Source organism: Simiduia aestuariiviva (assembly GCF_014192475.1).
Lineage (GTDB): Bacteria > Pseudomonadota > Gammaproteobacteria > Pseudomonadales > Cellvibrionaceae > Simiduia > Simiduia aestuariiviva.
Map to the genome: position 1 here is coordinate 259,158 of NZ_JACHXZ010000001.1, position 17,168 is coordinate 276,325.

The following is a 17,168-nucleotide window of genomic DNA, read 5'->3' on the forward strand; positions in this document are numbered from 1 at the left end:
TGTATAGCGCCGGAGTCAGATTGCACGCCCTTGTTATGTTTCGTTAACGCCGCGTGTGCCTTTTTACAGCTACAATTGTTTGCCATATCAAACTAGCGAAAATGACATAAAACACAAGGCTAGTAAACTCCATACCTTCTCGAAGTAGCTTTTTGAAAGGTATTATATTTGCTGCTATTCCATTGAATACATTTGATACTGAGATTATTGCTTCGTTGGCAGGCGGTACTAAGTTATATAGCAGATTGCCTTCATGGCCAAGAATTAACAAATAATAGATGACTGAGAAAAACACTATCCATAAAGTCGGCAATAAATAGCTCTGGCCAAAGTTAGAGGTCTTTTCATTTAACCAGAAAATTAATTTCTCTTGATTCAAAGGCTTATTAGATAGCCCTTGTTTATATTTAGTCATTTCAAGAACAAAAAATTTGTTTGCTTCGATATGATTTCCAATTTTATCGAAAGAGTCTTTTATTATTCTCAGTGTCTCCCTGTTTGTGTTGTTTGATAACACATCTATATTCAGAAAGTTGGGGGCTTCTTTTAAATTGGTGTTTTCTAGGTCAATCCCCTGAGCGAATGTGGAATTCCTAAAGTTTGTAAAACTCAAAAATGTAACATATCTAAATATTGATAATTGGTTTAATTCATTATCGCCTTGTAGGGCTGCAAATTTACATTTCTCGAAGCCTACGAAATCACTGAATATGCTCTTAAAACAATAAAAACGACCATACTCTGTAGAATAAGAGTCGAAGAGTCCGTTGAAATTGGTGTTGATTAATTCAATTTCATCAATAAAGCCTTCTTTCAGTTCAAGCTTGGCTTTAAATTCAGAGTTTTCGATCAATATATATTCAGCGTTTAGCTTGTTCAGTACAAACTTTTCATTTATCTCACAGTTTTCAATCCGTAACTTATGGATTTTTATTAGGTCGTCATCCGTGTTATTAAATACAGGTTTTTTTAGACTGACATTTTCAAACGATAGACTTTTATCAAAGGAGCAATTGTTAAATAATGGTATATCTAGCGTTGCACTGTGATCATCATCCGGGTATGAGCTGACATCTTCTCTAAATTTACAGTTTTGAAATAAGACATTATTTACATTTTCAAGTAGCTTGGACTGGGTGATACTCCACCATTGAAAAAACTCACAATCTTGAAAAAATGCTTCGACTTTAGGGATCTCGACTGAGTGCGCTGTGAACTTGCAGTAGTTAAAATGTGCACCCTTAATTTTTCTTAAAAGTTTAAGGTAATCAAAGTTATCCCTGCTATCTCTGCATGGAAAGAAAATAGAGGTGAATACTGTTACTTCGCTATGGCAGAAATTGACAACCTCATCACTGCCAACACCTTCCTGAAGGTAGGCTTTAAATGACTCGGCATTTACTATTTCTGGGTTGTCAGGACGTTTCCATTCAAAAGCTGATTCAGCTATATACTCAATTAAAGCATCATAAAACTTTCTCAAAATGCCGTTATTTTTGAAATCGTGAGAGTAGTCATCTTTCTTGCAATGAAGGACACACTCAGTTGTACTTTCAAAAACTTCTCGTGCGCAGCCATCGATACTACAGAATTGGCTCAATGTAATCACTCCTTGATGATAGAAACATAACGTCGCGCTCTGCGGAAGTTTTGGGGCACAGCGGAAAAATTGTCCAATAGTAGCGCCTGTTATACGCATTACTGCTCATGACACGACCTCCATCATTTCTTGATAGTGCTTTTCGTCAAGTTCATTTATCCAGTCAAAAATATCTGAAATAACTGAAACGCCTTCACCAATCAGGTTTTCAACAAAGTCTTCATTGGTTTCAATAAGGTCGTTATGTGAATATTCATTGATGAACTTTCTAATCTTTTCCTTCCCTTCGTCTTCAGAGTTTCGACTTTCTGAAACGGCCGTATTAAACAAGTTGGCGAAATTTCCCCGGTTCTTTGGAAATTTGAATGACAAGAAGGATTCAAGTAATTTTCGGGATAAATTGGCAGCAAGAAAATGATCATCCGTTTCAAGCGTCTGTTGATTTTTTAACGAATTCAGTCGTGAAAATATGTAATGATATTCTGAATTATATAAGGTTAATGCTGGTTCGGCATTTGTATAAGTTGAAGTTCTTGGCACTTTGTTGTTTGCTTTAACAACGTAGAAATTTGCAATATTCTGATTGTTATGTTTATTCTTCCGTGAAATCCAATCGCGAATCAACTTGAAAAACGTGAAGTTGTGGGTAAAAACAAACAATTGCTTTGCTTTTTCACAGTTCACTTTCATAAATGAATAAGCGTGAAAAAGGTGATTGGAGTCGAAACTTGAAATGGGGTCGTCTACTACAACAATAGTATCTTCAATCTTGTTGTCATTTTCTTTCAGCTTGGTTATGAAGTAGACGAAAGCAATAGCTGTCTTTTCGCCTTCGCTTAGATTACCGTCAACCTGTTCCGTATCATTCCGAAGTATTTCATACCCTTTTTTAACCGGATTAAATCGAAGGGTCAATTCGCTGCGCCCAAGAAACTTATGAAGTGATTCATTAAACTGGTCAGCGCCCACGCCTTCATTTGATAGTGAATCTTCAAGTTTTCGGATTTCTGTGTTTCTAGTGTTAATTGTTGTTTTTAGCGTTCCATTTGCGGCTGCTCGATCAACTACTTCTTTTTTCTTCTCATGATACCCGAATGATTTCACTTCAGTAGTCGCGTAGTGAAGTTCAAGTCGCTTTTTGGCTTTATCAGTTTCTTCTTTGAAATTTCCGGACTTATGGTTGTGCTTATCAACAGCCCTGCCAATAGCGGTCATAGCATCGTTAAACGCCTTCACGGACGATTCACTGATAACTTCGACCGCTAGACTAGTTTCAAGCGGATTGGCAATCTTTTCCTTCAGCACAGTGTGCCATACTGCTATTTCTTCGTTTAAGGCTGTAATAGCCTTTTCTAATGCTGTACGGGCTTCACCGTACCCGCTTTTGAATTCGTCGTAAAAATCACTTGTAGCGGGTAATATTGTAGGCTGAATATATTGACCAGAAAGCCAGTCATCAGCACCTTCAAGTCGGGTTTGAAAGGCTTTGTAATCGTCATTAAAGTGGGCTTCTAATTGTTTGGTGCGTTCTTCCGTGATGGTGTTTCCACAGTATTCACACTGGTTTGTATCGTGGTGCTTATGAAGATCAAGACCAGTTTCAACCCAAGACTTTATATCACCATTTTCAACAAGCCGTTGAATCGTTTGACTAATCACGCTGGTTTTTAAAAGATCATCAAGACGTTCTTTTGCTTTGGTGAAGATTTTTTGATTAATGGTCTGTTGACTAAAAGTAATCGGTGACTTTTGATCAGGCTTCGATGCATTGGTTAATTCAACAATCAATTGGTCATCAAGAAGTGAGTCGTCCGACTTGCTTTCTTCAAGGTGGTCTTCTATGAATTTTTCAAATTTACGCTTATCGTAGTGAAGGTAGTAACTGTCTGTGGTGTCAATAGACTGAAGACTTGTCTTCATATGTCGCGCGCTATCGGTTCCAAATTTTGAAACAGCGCTATCAAGTTTCTTTATTGCTTCGGATTCTATGTTGTGTGCTTTGCTATCGGCTTCCTGTTCTTTTTTTAACTTTTCTAGCTTTTCACGTTCTTCAATCTTTTCTTTATCAACAAGCAATATACTTTTTACAATGCTGTTCCATGAAATATTTTCATCAATAAAGTCATGGTTAAAGGTATATATGTTTAGATCAGAATTCGCCACATTGGCTTGCGTGGTAGGCGTGCCGCTGTCTACATTTACCGAGAATTCCGAAGAAGGAAATTTACTAGAAGTGGCTTTATTTTCGATACACCGAAACAAACCAGAAAGCGTAGATTTTCCGCTTCCATTCCATCCATAGAACAAATTGTATTTACCGAAATCTTTGGCATTGCTGTTCGTATGATCTTGGAAGATACCGAATTGCTTTAATTTTTGTATGCTTTTTATTGACATGGCATCCCTTTCCTAAAATTCTCTCCGGACTAGATTTGCGTATGACGCCCGCCACAACGGCGAGCAACGATTAGTTGCGAGTCCAGCCGCGCTGCGGCGTGTTGGTGGCGTTTGTTATGCATTTTTATCTGAAACCGGATAGAAATAGCCTGAATATTTTACGCCTACCTTCTTAGAAAACCACCAATAGAAAGGATAAGCGAGAAAGCCAAGCAACGCCCCATTTATCATACCTACTACCGGACCCATAAAAATCAGCTGCAACAGCGCAATATCAAAACCCATTCCCGTGGCAAATGTGTACATGTAAAATGGAATGGCAACCACGCCTGCGCTAAATCCAATAACGGAGCTTATTTTTATTAGCGATAAAAAGCTAAGCTCTATCTTAAATATTTCTTTCATTTTATCCTTGTGTATAACAGTTTGTTCATAGGACGCGGCGCGTATATTCTTTTGAGAGAATTTGCCCAAAACACACCTAAGTCCTTGTTTTTATTTGGCTCGAATATCAGCGCCTAAGTCACATAAATCCTCTATTGCAGACAACAGATACCTAGCTGGCGCGCTATTTTTTCGAGTGTGTTTTGAAATATACCCCATAAGCCATTAATTCCAATACCTTTTTTACGCTTTAAGGGCGGGCGGCAAAAAGGAGAAATAAGACCCGGCTACTGAAAAACGGATATACACGCAGGCCTTGAGGCGTGAATGTTTCCGGCTGCGCATTACTGCTACTCGCTCTGCCTGCCAACAACCGAAAACAGCTGCTCCATAAATCACGCACCCGACCTCGAAAGCCCTGTCCCCCCGCCAGTTTGCAAGCCACAGGGATGTGGCGCGAGCGACTCAATACATGGATGTATTGCTGGAGCGGCAAAGTGGCGGGGGGACAGGGCGCCTGCACCCAAAACATGCCGCTTTTAACCCACCACTCAACTTAAGCCACAACAACTTCAGTTAATAGCAGTCAGGTCGACCCAAGAGTGTGTGAAACGAATCCAATGCCCATCAATAACCACGTTACTCCCGTTAATATCAGCCACGGTAAAGCTCGCGGGTTGAGTTGGCCGTGGCGGGCGGCTATGACACACTGTGGCCTTTACGGTAAGCGAGAGTCGGGCATGAATCGTCGCAATCTATTAAAGGCATTGGCGCTGGTGCCACTGGCGAGCAGTGGGGCAATGGTGGCTGCGAACCCAGCTACGTCTCGAGAAACGTCCCGAGTAACGTCCTCAGTAAAAAAGCCCCGCTATGCCAAGCGTTTGCAGCCCGGCATGACGGTGGGGCTGGTGGCGCCTGCGGGCAATTCGCCGGAAGATCAGCACATCGACTTTGGCGTAGACATTATTAAGTCGCTGGGGTTTGAGGTGAAACTTGGCTCGCACTTGTATCAGCGCCATCAATATTTGGCGGGCACTGACGCGCAGCGGGCTGCCGATATCAACGCAATGTTTAAAGACCCAGACGTCGATGCCATTATCTGCACGCGCGGCGGCTTCGGTACGCCGCGCCTGCTGCCGTTACTCGATTACGAGGCTATCGCCCGCAACCCCAAAATTTTATTGGGTTACAGCGACATTACCGCGCTGCTCAACGCGATTCACCTGCGCACCGGGCTCATTACCTTTCACGGGCCGATGGCGGGGCAGGCGTATTCAGATTACACCGTGGCGGAATTTGATCGCATTTTGATGGGGGCAGAGGTGCCTACCCCTTTGGGCGCGCCGCCGCCGTTTGCGCAGCGCCGTGGTTCTGCGGAGCGCGCCAATCGCATTACGCGCTTTGTGGGTGGTCGCGCGCGCGGGCCTTTAGTGGGCGGCAACTTAACGCTGCTCTGCACCTTGATGGGCACGCCGTTTATGCCGGAATTTCGTGGCAAGCTGTTGTTTCTTGAAGACATTGGCGAATCGCCCTATCGAGTAGATCGCATGTTGACGCAGCTGTGGTTGGCGGGCGTGTTCGAGCAAGTGGTGGGCGTGGTGTTTGGTAAATTTACCGACGTCGTCATCGACGGCCCCAGCTTTAGCATTGAAGCGGTGATTCGCGATCGCTGTGCAACATTAACCATTCCGGTGGTGCGCGGCTTGATGATTGGTCACGTCGACGATCAAAGTATTATTCCAGTGGGCGGAATGGCTGAGCTGGATGGCGACGCGGGCACGCTGACGTTACTGGAGCCGGTATTGCGCGCTTGAGTGAATTGAACGTCGTGTATTGAGCGTCTTATATAGATACTTGCGACGTTGAATTGCCGCATCGACGATAATGACCCAAGGCAACAGCTAAATAAAAACAACACACATACAACATAAAGACACCGACTATGACTGACCCCACGTGGACTTCACTACTGCCCCCCTTGATGGCCATCGGCCTGGCGCTGCTCACTCGGCAAGTGTATTTGGCGCTGTTCGCCGGCATTTGGTTGGGCTTTTTTCAACTGCTGGATGTCAATGCGCTGTCGGCATTGGGTGCCGCTATTGAGGCCACCATCGCCGTGTTGGCCAGCCCCGGCGATGCGCGGGTGGTGGCGTTCACCTTGGTGATTGGCGCGTTTATTTTAACCTTGGAGCGCAGCGGTGCAGTGACGGGGTTTGTGCAATACCTTGAGCGCTCGCGTTGGGTAAACAATGGCAAGCGCTCGCAGTGGATGGCGTTTGTCATTGGCGTGGTGATTTTTATTGAATCCAATATCACCGTGCTGGTGGCGGGCACCGTGGCGCGCCCGCTGTTTGATCGCTTTAAGGTGGCCCGTGAAAAGCTGGCTTACATTGTGGATTCAACCTCTGCGCCCATTTGTATTTTAATTCCGCTCAATGCCTGGGGTGCGTTTAATTTGGGTTTGCTCGACGGCTTGGGTGTGGAGCAACCGTTAAAAGTTTTACTGGCCAGTATCCCGCTCAATTTGTACGCCATTGTGGCCGTGCTCACCACCGCGGTGGTGATTGCTCGCAATATCAATATTGGGCCGATGGCGGCGGCAGAAGTGCGCACACAGGGTGGCGAGCGCGGCGGCATTGAAGTGGGCGACCCAGTAACCGCTGACGTTAAACCGCAGCTGCACAACATGGTGTGGCCGGTGTTGGCGCTCATTGTCGCCATGCCCTTGGGCTTGTACGCCACCGGCGATGGCGACCTCTTTGCGGGGTCGGGTTCGAAAAGCGTGTTGTGGGCGAGTTTAACGGCGCTCACCTTGGTGTCGGTGTTGGTATTGGCGCAGCGCGTAATGAGCTTGGATAAACTCAGCCACACCTGGCTCGAAGGGGCGGGCCGCATGCTGCCCTTGGCGATTGTATTGGTGCTGGCCTTAGCGCTCGGTTCGGTGGCCAAGGCCTTGGGCACCGGTGTGTTTGTGGCGGGGCTGGTGGGCGATACCGTACCGCTGTGGCTGTTGCCGCTGGTGATTTTTTTAGTGGCGGGGGTGATCGCATTTTCCGTGGGCTCGAGCTGGGGCACGTTCTCGATCATGTTGCCCATCGCGATTCCCATTGCCGCCGCACTGAACATCGACCCTGCGCTGTTTGTTGCCGCCGTGCTATCGGGGGGCATTTTTGGCGATCACGCGTCCCCCATTTCCGATACCACCATTGTCTCCAGTTTGGCGGCGGGCACTGAACACATCGATCACGTGCGCACCCAATTGCCCTATGCGCTGATTGCCGGTGGCATCAGTGGCGTTGGCTTTGTGGTGCTCGGTTTACTGTGGGGCTGAGTGTTGCGACGGGCTTAGCGCAGAATGTTGGCGGCGCCAATGCGCGCGCCGCTACTCGCCGATGTCTTCGTGCCAGAGTGTGGGGTGCTGTTCGATAAAGTGTTGCATGAGTGCAATGCATTCGGCGTTTTGCGCGATCTCTAAGGTGATACCCCGTTGGCGCAGTAAATTTTCATCGCCCATGAATGTGGTGTTCTCACCGATGACCACTTTGGGAATGCCGTATAGCAAAATGGCGCCGGAACACATGGGGCAGGGTGAGAGGGTGGTGTACAACACGCTTTCGCGGTAGACCTGAGCGGGCAGGCGCCCTGCATTTTCTAGGGCGTCCATTTCCCCGTGCAAAATGGCGCTGCCTTGCTGCACGCGGCGATTGTGCCCGCGGCCAATAATTTTCCCGCGATGAACCAATACCGAGCCGATGGGAATACCGCCCTCGGCGAGCCCTGCCCGCGCTTCTTCTATGGCGGCCTGCAGAAATTCGTCGGTCATGGGCTGGGTTTCCTTACTGTGTGATTTACTGTGTGCTGGTTACAGTGTGAAGGTGTGTGTCGCTTATAAATTGGGCGCCGACACGGTGTTGCTTTCGCTGTCGTCGTTGGCAGTGGAGCTTTGTAGCTCGAGCCCGTAGCGCGACCAGAGTTTAGTCAGTGCCCCTTGGGTGCGCATGTCATTGAGTAGTTGCTCCACCTCTTGGGCCGTGGGCTTGGTGCCCTGTCGAACCAGTACGGTGTGCTGGTAGTGCTGGTCAAATTCTTCAGAAATTAACAATTGTTGTTTGAGTTTTGGGTTGCGCTGTAGCTGGCGAAACAAAAAGGATTGGGTCACCACGGCCACATCGGCGCGACCCGACAACACCATGCGAATGCTGCCCGCGTTACTGTCGATGAGATTGATCGTGAAGTGGCGATGCAGGTAGTCGGGGTCGGCATTGAAATTGGCGAAGCGGTAGTGGTAGCCCTTAATGCCCGCCAAGCGCTTGTCGGCCAAGTTATTGAAATAGGACTGATCGCGACCGGGCTCGGCCCGCGCAATGTAGCGCTCGCCGCCGCTTAAATAGGGCGCGGTATTGTCCACGGGCAAATCCTCCCAGCCCCATTGCTTGCTTTCAAACATCACCATGTCGAAGCGATTGGCCTCGAACTCCTTATAGCGCTGGGTGGGCTTGCTGGGTACAAACACAAATTCGTAGTCGTCTTGAAAATCATTGAGGGCGGCGATGAGGTCGAGGGTGAGCCCCGTGGCTTGGCCGTTGGGCGCAATTTCGACGAAGGGCGCAAATTGGTAACCCCCCACGCGTACCAGCTGGGGGTTGGCCTGAGCCAAGCCAGTGACCAGCAGTAACAGGGTGGCGATTAAAACGTTGCGCGGCATGCTTGGGAAACCTGAATATTCATACGGACGGCTTAAAGCATAGCCTGTGCGCGGCATTGGACAAGTGTCTCGCCTGCGCCGCTGAGTGGGCTACACTGGGAAGTGTTTAAGACCGGGGCATTAAGGACGGATATGAAGTTTGAAGACTTAAAATTGCTGCCAGGCACGCGCCTAGAGTTGGACTTTAACCTGCAAGAGGGGCGCCGTGAGGCCAGCCGCTTGGTGGGCTATGTGGAAGGGCAGTGCATTATGGTTACGCCGCCGGTGCTGCCGCCGGATGTGCCGGCATTGCCCACGCGAGGGTTGGTGGAAGTGCATCTGTACTCCGAGCAATTGAATTGCGCCATTTTGTTTTCGGCCCAGATTACCCAGCAGGTGGAGCAACCCATGCCCATGTTGTGCTTGGGCTACCCCGCCTTTATCGCACAGGACGAAAGCCGCAAGGCCACCCGTGTGGCGACCCAGCTCTCGGCCACCATCAAGGGCGGCGCCATGGAGGTGGCCGGCACTATTGTGGATTTGAGTGTGTCGGGCTGTCGCCTTGAGGCCCCGGAAGAGCTGGGCGGCCCCGGCACGCCATTGATATTGGTCACGCGCTTCCCCTTTGAATCGGGTGTGCGTCTGGTGCAGGTGGCGGGCACCGTGCGCGGCGTGCTCGGCAAGCCCGACGCCGACAGTGATCACTTTAGTTACGGCCTGTCTTTCGACTCTCTCAATGATGCCGGCAAAACCTTGCTGGGCGATTTTATTGCCCAGCAGGCCGAGCGCACCCCCGAGCACGTCTAGCGGGGGCGAATGGCCCTGAGTTGCCGCACGCCGTGCACTTTCGTACCAGTTGCGCTGCAATCAAGTGACTATTTGCAGCGATCTTGCCGCTAAAGGCGGTTCAAAGTTCTCTATTGTATTCATCCTGATTAGACTCGCCGAAGACTTGTGGAGGCCGGTGTTGGCATCGCCCTGCGCACTAATATTTGACGGTTGAATGGCGTGAGGGGTAGAGATGACACGAGTAACTATGTCCACCGGTGGCGTGGTGTTTGGCAGCGGCACGGGCTATGACCCAGAGGATAACCATCGCGTCGCCACGGACGACAGTGGCCAGCCCATGCACATGATTTTTATGGGCGATTTCAGTGGTCGCGGTAGCCGGGGCGACATCGACATGGCATCGCTGGCGAACCGACCTCTGCGCGAAATTAATCGCGACAATTTTGACGACGTCTTTGCGGCGCTCAATGTGCGCTTACAATTGCCGACCTGTGCAAGCCCCATCGCCTTCGAAGACCTGGATGACTTGCACCCCGATACCCTGTATCGCCGCGTGCCATTGTTTCATCGGCTGCGAGAACTGACGGCACAATTGAACAATCCCGCGCAGTTTGCTCAGGCCGCGGCCGACATTCAATCGTGGACTGTGACAGAGGCGCCGCAGCAGGTCACCGGCATGGCCATTCCCGAAGGGCTGTTTGATCGGCCAGCGGCCAAGGAGGCAAACCGCCGCGGCGAGGCCCAGGACGTCAACGACTTTATTCGGCAAATCGTCGCGCCCTTTGTGGAGCCAAAATCGGATCCGCGCGCGGCGGAATTGACGGCTACTTTAGAGCGGGTTGCTGCGAATGCGTTGCGCAATTTAATGCATGCCGGCGACTTTCAGCGCCTCGAAGCCAACTGGCGCAGTGTGAATTTATTAGTGCGCCGATTGGAAACGGGAAAGAATCTCAAACTGTTTTTGTTGGATGTCAGCGAAGAGGAGCTGCGCGCGGATTTCTCCGCATCGGATGACATCACGCAGGCCGCGCTCTACCAGCGCTTAATCAGTAGTTTTCAAATGCCGGGCGCCACGCCCTGGTCGGTGTTGGTGAGCGATGTCACGCTCACCGATGAGGTGGCCGATGTGCGCTTGGCCGCGGGGCTGTCGGCGTTGGCGGTGTACGCCGATGCCATTGCCTTGGTGAGCGGTCACGAGCGCATAGCCGGTTGTGCGAGCTTGGCGCAAACGCCCGACGTGGCGGATTGGCAGCACCCCGTGAATGCGCAATTTGCGAAACTTTGGCAGGCCTTGCGCGATGAGCCGCAAAGTGACTCGCTGCTGGTGGCCGCGCCGCGCTTTTTACTGCGTTTGCCCTACGGTGCGCGCACCGCCCCCATTGAGAGTTTCGGCTTTGAGGAGTTGGGGGCAGACGGCGCCCATGGACATTATTTGTGGGGCAATGGCGCCTATGCGGTGGCGCTGTTAATGGGCCAGTCTTTTGAACAAAATTATTGGGACTTTGCCTCTGGCTTAGTGACCAGGCTCTCGGATTTGCCGCTGCACATCTATGCCGACGAGGATGGCGACGCGGTGGCCAAAGCCTGTGCGGAAATCTACATGACCGATACTACCGCCGCAGCGCTGTTGACGGCTGGCTTGTGCCCGCTGCGCTCGGTTAAGGGCGATGGGGCGGTGCTCATGCAGGGGTTTAACGCGCTGGTGGCAGGCGGTCAGTCGGTGTTGGAGGTCATAACGGCCTAGCTCCGCGCGGTGTGGGAGCCGATTTCTGCACACTTTCGGCGGTATCAGACAGAAATCTGCAAGTTTATGATTTAAGTGGATGATTCTTGTCTTTTGGGCTTGGCTGCGGGGGCGATTTAGGCAAAAAGTGCCTCTGTGGCCCCGCTATACTAGCCGACCTGCGCGCGCGACTGCGCCCACTGACCAGGAGGAGTGACTAATGGCAGATTTATTTGACAATCCCATGGGGTTGGACGGCTTTGAATTCATCGAATTCGCCGCCAAAGAAAAAGGCATTCTTGAGCCTGTGTTGGACATTTTGGGTTTCACCCACGTGGCCAATCACCGCTCCAAGGACGTCACCCTGTGGCGCCAAGGCGGCATCAACTTTGTCGTTAACTACGAGAAAAAGCACCCTTCCGCTTACTACGCCGAAGAGCATGGCCCCTCCGCTTGTGGCATGGGCTTTCGCGTAAAAGACGCGCCTAAGGCCTATGCCCGCGCGCTCGAGCTGGGTGCCCAGCCGGTCGATGTGCCCACTGGCCCCATGCAGTTGCGCCTGCCTGCCATCCGCGGCATTGGCGGCGCCATCCTGTATTTGATCGATCGCTATGAAGAAGGCGCGTCTATCTACGACATCGATTTCGAATTCATCGACGGCGTGGATCGCCACCCGGAAGGTTGTGGTTTTGAGATCATCGATCACCTGACGCACAACGTCTACCGCGGCCGCATGGCCTACTGGGCGGACTACTACGAGAAGTTGTTCAACTTCCGTGAAATTCGCTACTTCGACATCAAGGGTGAATACACCGGCTTGACCTCTAAGGCCATGACCGCACCCGATGGCAAGATTCGCATTCCGCTCAACGAAGAGGCGGGCAGCAACGGCCAAATTGAAGAGTTCCTGATGGCCTACAACGGCGAAGGCATTCAGCACATCGCCTTCTCTTGCGACGACCTGCTGGGCTGCTGGGATCGCTTGAAGGCGCGCGGTATGCGTTTCATGACGCCGCCGCCCGAGACCTATTACGAAATGTTGGAAGAGCGTTTGCCCGGCCACGGCGAGCCCGTCGACGAGCTGAAGAAGCGCGGCATTTTGATGGACGGTTCAACTGAAGCCGGCGACCCGCGTTTGTTGTTGCAAATCTTCTCTGAAAACCTGGTGGGCCCGATCTTTTTCGAGTTCATTCAGCGTAAAAAAGATGAAGGCTTTGGTGAGGGCAACTTTAAAGCGTTGTTCGAATCCATGGAGCGCGATCAAATTCGTCGCGGCGTATTGAAGACCGAAGAAGAGGCGTAATTGCCTGCGTGTCTCCCAAGGCGGAGGGCTGAGCCCTCCGCCTTTTTTGTGGGCGCAAAAACCGTTAGGCTGCTAAGCCGAGAGTGCGCCCCTACATTCCGGAACAGCTATTACTGGAGCAACCATGAAGACGTTAATTATCAGCGGCAGCCAACGCGCCGAATCGGAGAGCCTGCGCATTGCCGGCCTATTGAACAGCCGCTACTTTGGCAGCGCGGCCGATCTGTTGGATTTGGCCACCAAGCCGCTGCCCGAGTGGGACGGCACTGGTTTTGACCGCGACGATGTCAAGGCCGTTAAGCAGCGCGTGGCCGATGCCGATGCCTTGGTATTGGTAGTGCCCGAGTGGAACGGCATGGCGCCGTCCTCGATTAAGAATTTTTTCCTGTGGTGCGGCGTGGCGGAATTGGCGCACAAACCCGCGTTGTTGGTGGCGGTTTCAGCCGGTACTGGCGGCGCCTATGTGATCAACGAAATGCGCACCAGCAGCTACAAAAATGCGCGCCTGCTGTATTTGCCTGAACACCTCTTGTATCGGGATGTCGCCAATCTCTGGACTGCCGACGAGCCCACCAAGAGCGACACGTTTTTGGCCGAGCGCACGCAATATGCCCTCGATGTGTTGCAAGCCTATGCCGAGGCCATGGTGCCCGTGCGCAAATTAGCCGTTGAGACTATGGGGCGCTTTGCCAACGGTATGTCATAATCCTTCGCCATTGGGGCGGCAGTTGATGCCGCCCCGACTCGCCAAGGAGAAAATATGAAAGCGCTAGTCCTGTTTAGCATCCTGTGTGCACTAAGTGTTACTGCCATTGCCGATACCCTCGAGCAAGCTCGGCAAATTGCCCAGAAGTATCCCCTTGTGGATGGTCACATCGACGTGCCCTATCGGCTGCAAGAAGCCTGGGCTGACGTCACTCAAGCGACCGTCGATGGCGACTTCGATTACCCTCGCGCCAAGGCCGGCGGCTTAGATGCGCCGTTTATGTCGATTTACATTCCCGCCAAACTTGAGGGCAAGGGCGCCAAGGCATTGGCCGATGTGTTGATCGATCAAGTGGAGGCCATCGCCTATCGAGCACCGGATAAATTTGCCATTGCACGCACGGCTGCCGATATTCGCGCCCACCATCAAGCCGGAAAAATCTCGCTGCCACTGGGCATGGAAAATGGCGCGGCCATCGAAGGCGATTTAAAAAATCTTCAGCACTTTTACGATCGCGGCGTGCGCTACATAACGCTCACCCACTCCAAAGCCAACCACATTTCTGATTCATCCTACGATAAAACGAAGGTGTGGCAGGGTTTAAGTCCGTTTGGCGTGTCGCTGGTCAAAGAAATGAATCGCCTGGGCATTATGGTGGACGTGTCGCACGTTTCCGATGCCGCTTTTTATCAGGCCGTTGAATTGTCCGCCGTACCGGTCATCGCCTCACACTCTTCGCTGCGTCATTTCACGCCAGGGTTAGAGCGCAATGTGAGCGACAAAATGCTCAAGGCTATGGCCAAAAAAGGTGGCGTGATTATGATCAACTTCGGCAGCTATTTTTTGACCAAGGCCGCCGTTGAGTGGTCCACCGCCGAAGACGCCGCCGAAAAAGCCTTTATCGCGCTGCAGGGCGAGCACCTGACCGATCAGGCCAAGGCCAATTTTAAGCGCGAATATAAGCAACGCTTTCCCTACCCGTTTGCCACCATCGACGATGTGGCCGATCATATTGACCGCGTGGTAAAACTCGTGGGTGTGGATCACGTGGGCTTGGGTTCCGACTACGACGGCGTGGGTGATTCACTGCCCGTTGGTTTGAAGGATGCGGCGAGCTACCCCAACCTGATTGCCGAATTGCTTACGCGCGGCTACAAGGAGCGCGACATCGCCAAAATTATGGGTGGCAATGTACTGCGTGTGATGGAAGCGGTAGAGGCCTACGCTGCAAAACAATAAATTAAATCACTAAGTCATTGCACGACAACTCTCGGAGATCAACTCATGAAAGCCTTGATGTTATGTTTTGCCGCGGGCGGTTTGGGCGCACTCGCCAATAGCGTGGCGGTGTGGGCCTTCGGCCATTTTGGTATTAATCAAAGTATGGGCGTGGCGATTGCGCCGGCGTTGACCGCCGCGTGGCTGTATCCGCGCATTGTGTGGGGTGGCTTGTGGGGTTTTCTGTTTGCGCTGCCCCTGTCTAACAGCCGACCGCTAACGAAGGCGGCGCTGCTAAGTCTGTTTCCCACTGCCTTTCAGTTGTTTGTGGTGTTCCCCTACTTTTTGGGCAAGGGCGTGGCCGGTATTGAATTGGGCGAGATGACGCCCGTATTGGTGCTGATATTCAATTGGATTTGGGCGCTAGTGACAATGATGAGTTTGCGATTGGCGCGCTAATTTTCGCGAGTGTTTACCTTCCCCTCTCGCTTCACTCAGCCACTGGGCGCGCACCAGCTCTGCCCAGTGGCATGCCATACTAGGCAGCACACCCAATCAAAGAGATTCGGCCATGAGATCACGCCGCTTCGATGAGGCCGACGCCCAAATCAGTTGGGCCACACTCAAAAGTTTACTGCCGTATTTGCTGGAGCACCGCGTGCGTGTGGCCCTGGCGCTGGGCTGTTTAATTGCCGCCAAAGTCGCGAGCGTGGGCCTGCCATTTGTCTTAAAAGATTTGGTGGATACGCTCTCGGCCGCACAGGGGCCGTTAATCGCCTTGCCCGTGGGGTTGCTGCTTGCCTATGGCGTGGTGCGCTTGGCCACGGTGTTGTTCGCCGAGTTGCGCGATACGGTGTTTGGTCGCGTCACCGAGCGGGCCATGCGTCGCATTGGCCTCAAAGTGTTTGAACACCTACACCAGCTAGACTTGGCCTTTCATTTGGATCGCCGCACCGGTGGCTTGTCGCGCGATATTGAGCGCGGCAACAGTGGCATCAGTTTTTTACTGCGCTTTATGGTGTTCAATATTATTCCAACGCTGCTCGAAGTGGGCATGGTAACGGCGCTGTTGCTCATTAACTACCACGTGGGCTTTGCGTTGATCACGCTGGTGGCGGTGGTGTTTTACGTGGGCTACTCCGTGTGGGCCACCGAGTGGCGCACGGGGTTTGTGCGCCAGGCCAATCAGGCGGAATCGGCCACCAGTGCGCGCTCGGTGGATAGTTTGCTCAATTTTGAAACGGTGAAATATTTTGGCAACGAGCGCTACGAGGCTGAGTGCTACGATGAGGAGTTGGCCGCTTGGGAGCAGGCGCGCCGCAAAAATCGCTTGAGTTTATTTGCACTCAATGGCGGGCAGGCGTTGATCGTGGCCTGCGCCATGACCGCGATGATGATTTTGGCGGCCCAGCAGGTGCGCGTTGGCGTGATGACCATTGGCGATTTTGTGCTCATCAATGCGTTTATGATGCAGATTTTTATGCCGCTCAATTTTCTCGGATTTATCTACCGCGAAATGAAGGGCGCCTTTGCCAGCATTGAAAAAATGTTTGCCTTGTTGGCGCAAGTGCCGGCGGTGCGCGACGACGTTCAGGCGCCGGAGCTGTGCGTCAGCGAGGGCGGCATTGAGTTTGATGGGGTGAGTTTTGCCTACAGCGCCGAGCGACCGATCATTGAGCAATTGAGTTTTCGCGTTGCCCCGCGCCAGCGAGTGGCCATCGTGGGCGCCAGTGGCGCGGGTAAATCCACCTTATTTAAATTGCTGTTTCGATTTTACGATTGTACCGGTGGGCGCATATTAATTGATGGCCAGGATATTCGTCGCGTGACGCAAGCATCACTGCGCCGAGCCATAGGCGTCGTGCCGCAAGATGCGGTGCTTTTTAACGGGTCGATTTTCGACAACATTCGCTACGGCTGTATCACCGCTACAGAGGCCGAGGTGCGCGAGGCCATTCGCCTGTCGCATTTGGAGGAATTTATTGCCCAGTTGCCCAAGGGTTGGGACACCCAAGTGGGCGAGCGAGGGTTGAAGCTGTCGGGCGGTGAGAAACAGCGCGTGGCGATCGCGCGCACCATCCTCAAACGACCGCCCATTTTGGTGTTTGATGAGGCCACATCGTCGCTGGACTCTCACGCCGAGCAATCTATTTTGCGCGCGATGGATGAAGTGTCGGCGCGCCACACGGCGTTGGTGATCGCCCACCGGCTGTCTACAGTGGTCAACGCCGATAGAATTCTCGTGCTCGATCAGGGGCGCTTGGTGGAGCAGGGCAATCACGCTGAATTGCTGGCGCAGAAAGGCCACTATGCGCGCCTGTGGCGGGCGCAACAAGACACGGCCACTCGATAGTTTTTTGAATA

General features: G+C 51.8%; 14 protein-coding genes. 9 read left to right on the plus strand and 5 right to left on the minus strand.

From position 1 onward, the window contains the following. Window positions 1-43: 43 nt before the first annotated feature. The 3 genes from FHS30_RS01260 to FHS30_RS01270 all read right to left on the minus strand — a co-directional run bounded on the left by FHS30_RS01260 (window position 44) and on the right by FHS30_RS01270 (window position 4,402). Window positions 44-1,699, minus strand: coding sequence for a hypothetical protein (locus tag FHS30_RS01260; protein WP_183907508.1), 1,656 nt, complete (start codon window positions 1,697-1,699; stop codon window positions 44-46). 6 nt (window positions 1,700-1,705) lie between these two features. Continuing rightward, window positions 1,706-3,997 carry an AAA family ATPase gene (locus FHS30_RS01265; protein WP_183907510.1) on the minus strand — a complete coding sequence of 764 codons (2,292 nt, stop codon included), beginning with the start codon at window positions 3,995-3,997 and terminating at the stop codon, window positions 1,706-1,708. Between the two features lie 114 nt (window positions 3,998-4,111). Beyond that, window positions 4,112-4,402 (minus strand): hypothetical protein, encoded by a 291-nt coding sequence (locus FHS30_RS01270; protein ID WP_183907512.1) that lies wholly within the window; start codon window positions 4,400-4,402, stop codon window positions 4,112-4,114. Between the two features lie 680 nt (window positions 4,403-5,082). On the opposite strand from FHS30_RS01270, the gene FHS30_RS01275 reads away from it, so the two are divergent. Beyond that, a complete protein-coding gene (locus tag FHS30_RS01275; RefSeq protein WP_246341107.1) occupies window positions 5,083-6,195 on the plus strand; it encodes a S66 peptidase family protein in 1,113 nt (370 codons plus the stop codon). 128 nt (window positions 6,196-6,323) lie between these two features. Then, window positions 6,324-7,712: a Na+/H+ antiporter NhaC family protein gene (locus FHS30_RS01280; RefSeq protein WP_183907514.1), complete on the plus strand. Its 1,389-nt coding sequence runs from the start codon at window positions 6,324-6,326 to the stop codon at window positions 7,710-7,712. A 51-nt stretch (window positions 7,713-7,763) separates the two neighbouring features. Here the strand turns inward: FHS30_RS01280 and FHS30_RS01285 are convergent, their stop codons facing one another. After that, window positions 7,764-8,204 carry a nucleoside deaminase gene (locus tag FHS30_RS01285; protein WP_183907516.1) on the minus strand — a complete coding sequence of 147 codons (441 nt, stop codon included), beginning with the start codon at window positions 8,202-8,204 and terminating at the stop codon, window positions 7,764-7,766. Between the two features lie 63 nt (window positions 8,205-8,267). After that, complete coding sequence (locus tag FHS30_RS01290) at window positions 8,268-9,086, minus strand: substrate-binding periplasmic protein (RefSeq protein ID WP_183907519.1); 819 nt, start codon at window positions 9,084-9,086, stop codon at window positions 8,268-8,270. A 132-nt stretch (window positions 9,087-9,218) separates the two neighbouring features. Here FHS30_RS01290 and FHS30_RS01295 point away from each other — a divergent pair, with 132 nt between their 5' ends. The 7 genes from FHS30_RS01295 (at window position 9,219) to FHS30_RS01325 (ending at window position 17,157) form a co-directional block, all read left to right on the plus strand. Continuing rightward, entirely contained in the window at window positions 9,219-9,872 is a 654-nt protein-coding gene (locus tag FHS30_RS01295; RefSeq protein ID WP_183907521.1) for a flagellar brake protein, read from the plus strand. 214 nt (window positions 9,873-10,086) lie between these two features. Further along, on the plus strand, window positions 10,087-11,598 hold the full coding sequence (locus FHS30_RS01300) for a type VI secretion system contractile sheath domain-containing protein (RefSeq protein WP_183907523.1): 1,512 nt from the start codon (window positions 10,087-10,089) through the stop codon (window positions 11,596-11,598). Between the two features lie 199 nt (window positions 11,599-11,797). Beyond that, a complete protein-coding gene (hppD, locus tag FHS30_RS01305; RefSeq protein ID WP_183907525.1) occupies window positions 11,798-12,880 on the plus strand; it encodes a 4-hydroxyphenylpyruvate dioxygenase in 1,083 nt (360 codons plus the stop codon). 124 nt (window positions 12,881-13,004) lie between these two features. After that, the gene (locus tag FHS30_RS01310) at window positions 13,005-13,586 is read left to right on the plus strand and encodes an NADPH-dependent FMN reductase (protein ID WP_183907527.1); all 582 of its coding nucleotides are present in this window, start codon (window positions 13,005-13,007) and stop codon (window positions 13,584-13,586) included. A 54-nt stretch (window positions 13,587-13,640) separates the two neighbouring features. After that, the gene (locus tag FHS30_RS01315) at window positions 13,641-14,825 is read left to right on the plus strand and encodes a dipeptidase (protein ID WP_183907529.1); all 1,185 of its coding nucleotides are present in this window, start codon (window positions 13,641-13,643) and stop codon (window positions 14,823-14,825) included. Window positions 14,826-14,870: 45 nt separating this feature from the next. Beyond that, window positions 14,871-15,263 (plus strand): hypothetical protein, encoded by a 393-nt coding sequence (locus FHS30_RS01320; protein ID WP_183907531.1) that lies wholly within the window; start codon window positions 14,871-14,873, stop codon window positions 15,261-15,263. A gap of 112 nt (window positions 15,264-15,375) precedes the next feature. Continuing rightward, the gene (locus FHS30_RS01325) at window positions 15,376-17,157 is read left to right on the plus strand and encodes an ABCB family ABC transporter ATP-binding protein/permease (protein ID WP_183907534.1); all 1,782 of its coding nucleotides are present in this window, start codon (window positions 15,376-15,378) and stop codon (window positions 17,155-17,157) included. Window positions 17,158-17,168 lie beyond the last annotated feature (11 nt).

Excerpts from the sequence above, each read along its gene's own strand:
- hppD (WP_183907525.1), top strand. The coding sequence starts at position 11,798 with ATGGCAGATTTATTTGACAATCCCATGGGGTTGGACGGCTTTGAATTC.
- FHS30_RS01320 (WP_183907531.1), top strand. The coding sequence starts at position 14,871 with ATGAAAGCCTTGATGTTATGTTTTGCCGCGGGCGGTTTGGGCGCACTC.
- FHS30_RS01300 (WP_183907523.1), top strand. The coding sequence starts at position 10,087 with ATGACACGAGTAACTATGTCCACCGGTGGCGTGGTGTTTGGCAGCGGC.
- FHS30_RS01280 (WP_183907514.1), top strand. The coding sequence starts at position 6,324 with ATGACTGACCCCACGTGGACTTCACTACTGCCCCCCTTGATGGCCATC.
- FHS30_RS01315 (WP_183907529.1), top strand. The coding sequence starts at position 13,641 with ATGAAAGCGCTAGTCCTGTTTAGCATCCTGTGTGCACTAAGTGTTACT.
- FHS30_RS01325 (WP_183907534.1), top strand. The coding sequence starts at position 15,376 with ATGAGATCACGCCGCTTCGATGAGGCCGACGCCCAAATCAGTTGGGCC.
- FHS30_RS01260 (WP_183907508.1), bottom strand. The coding sequence starts at position 1,699 with ATGCGTATAACAGGCGCTACTATTGGACAATTTTTCCGCTGTGCCCCA.
- FHS30_RS01270 (WP_183907512.1), bottom strand. The coding sequence starts at position 4,402 with ATGAAAGAAATATTTAAGATAGAGCTTAGCTTTTTATCGCTAATAAAA.
- FHS30_RS01275 (WP_246341107.1), top strand. The coding sequence starts at position 5,083 with ATGACACACTGTGGCCTTTACGGTAAGCGAGAGTCGGGCATGAATCGT.
- FHS30_RS01310 (WP_183907527.1), top strand. The coding sequence starts at position 13,005 with ATGAAGACGTTAATTATCAGCGGCAGCCAACGCGCCGAATCGGAGAGC.
- FHS30_RS01290 (WP_183907519.1), bottom strand. The coding sequence starts at position 9,086 with ATGCCGCGCAACGTTTTAATCGCCACCCTGTTACTGCTGGTCACTGGC.
- FHS30_RS01295 (WP_183907521.1), top strand. The coding sequence starts at position 9,219 with ATGAAGTTTGAAGACTTAAAATTGCTGCCAGGCACGCGCCTAGAGTTG.
- FHS30_RS01265 (WP_183907510.1), bottom strand. The coding sequence starts at position 3,997 with ATGTCAATAAAAAGCATACAAAAATTAAAGCAATTCGGTATCTTCCAA.
- FHS30_RS01285 (WP_183907516.1), bottom strand. The coding sequence starts at position 8,204 with ATGACCGACGAATTTCTGCAGGCCGCCATAGAAGAAGCGCGGGCAGGG.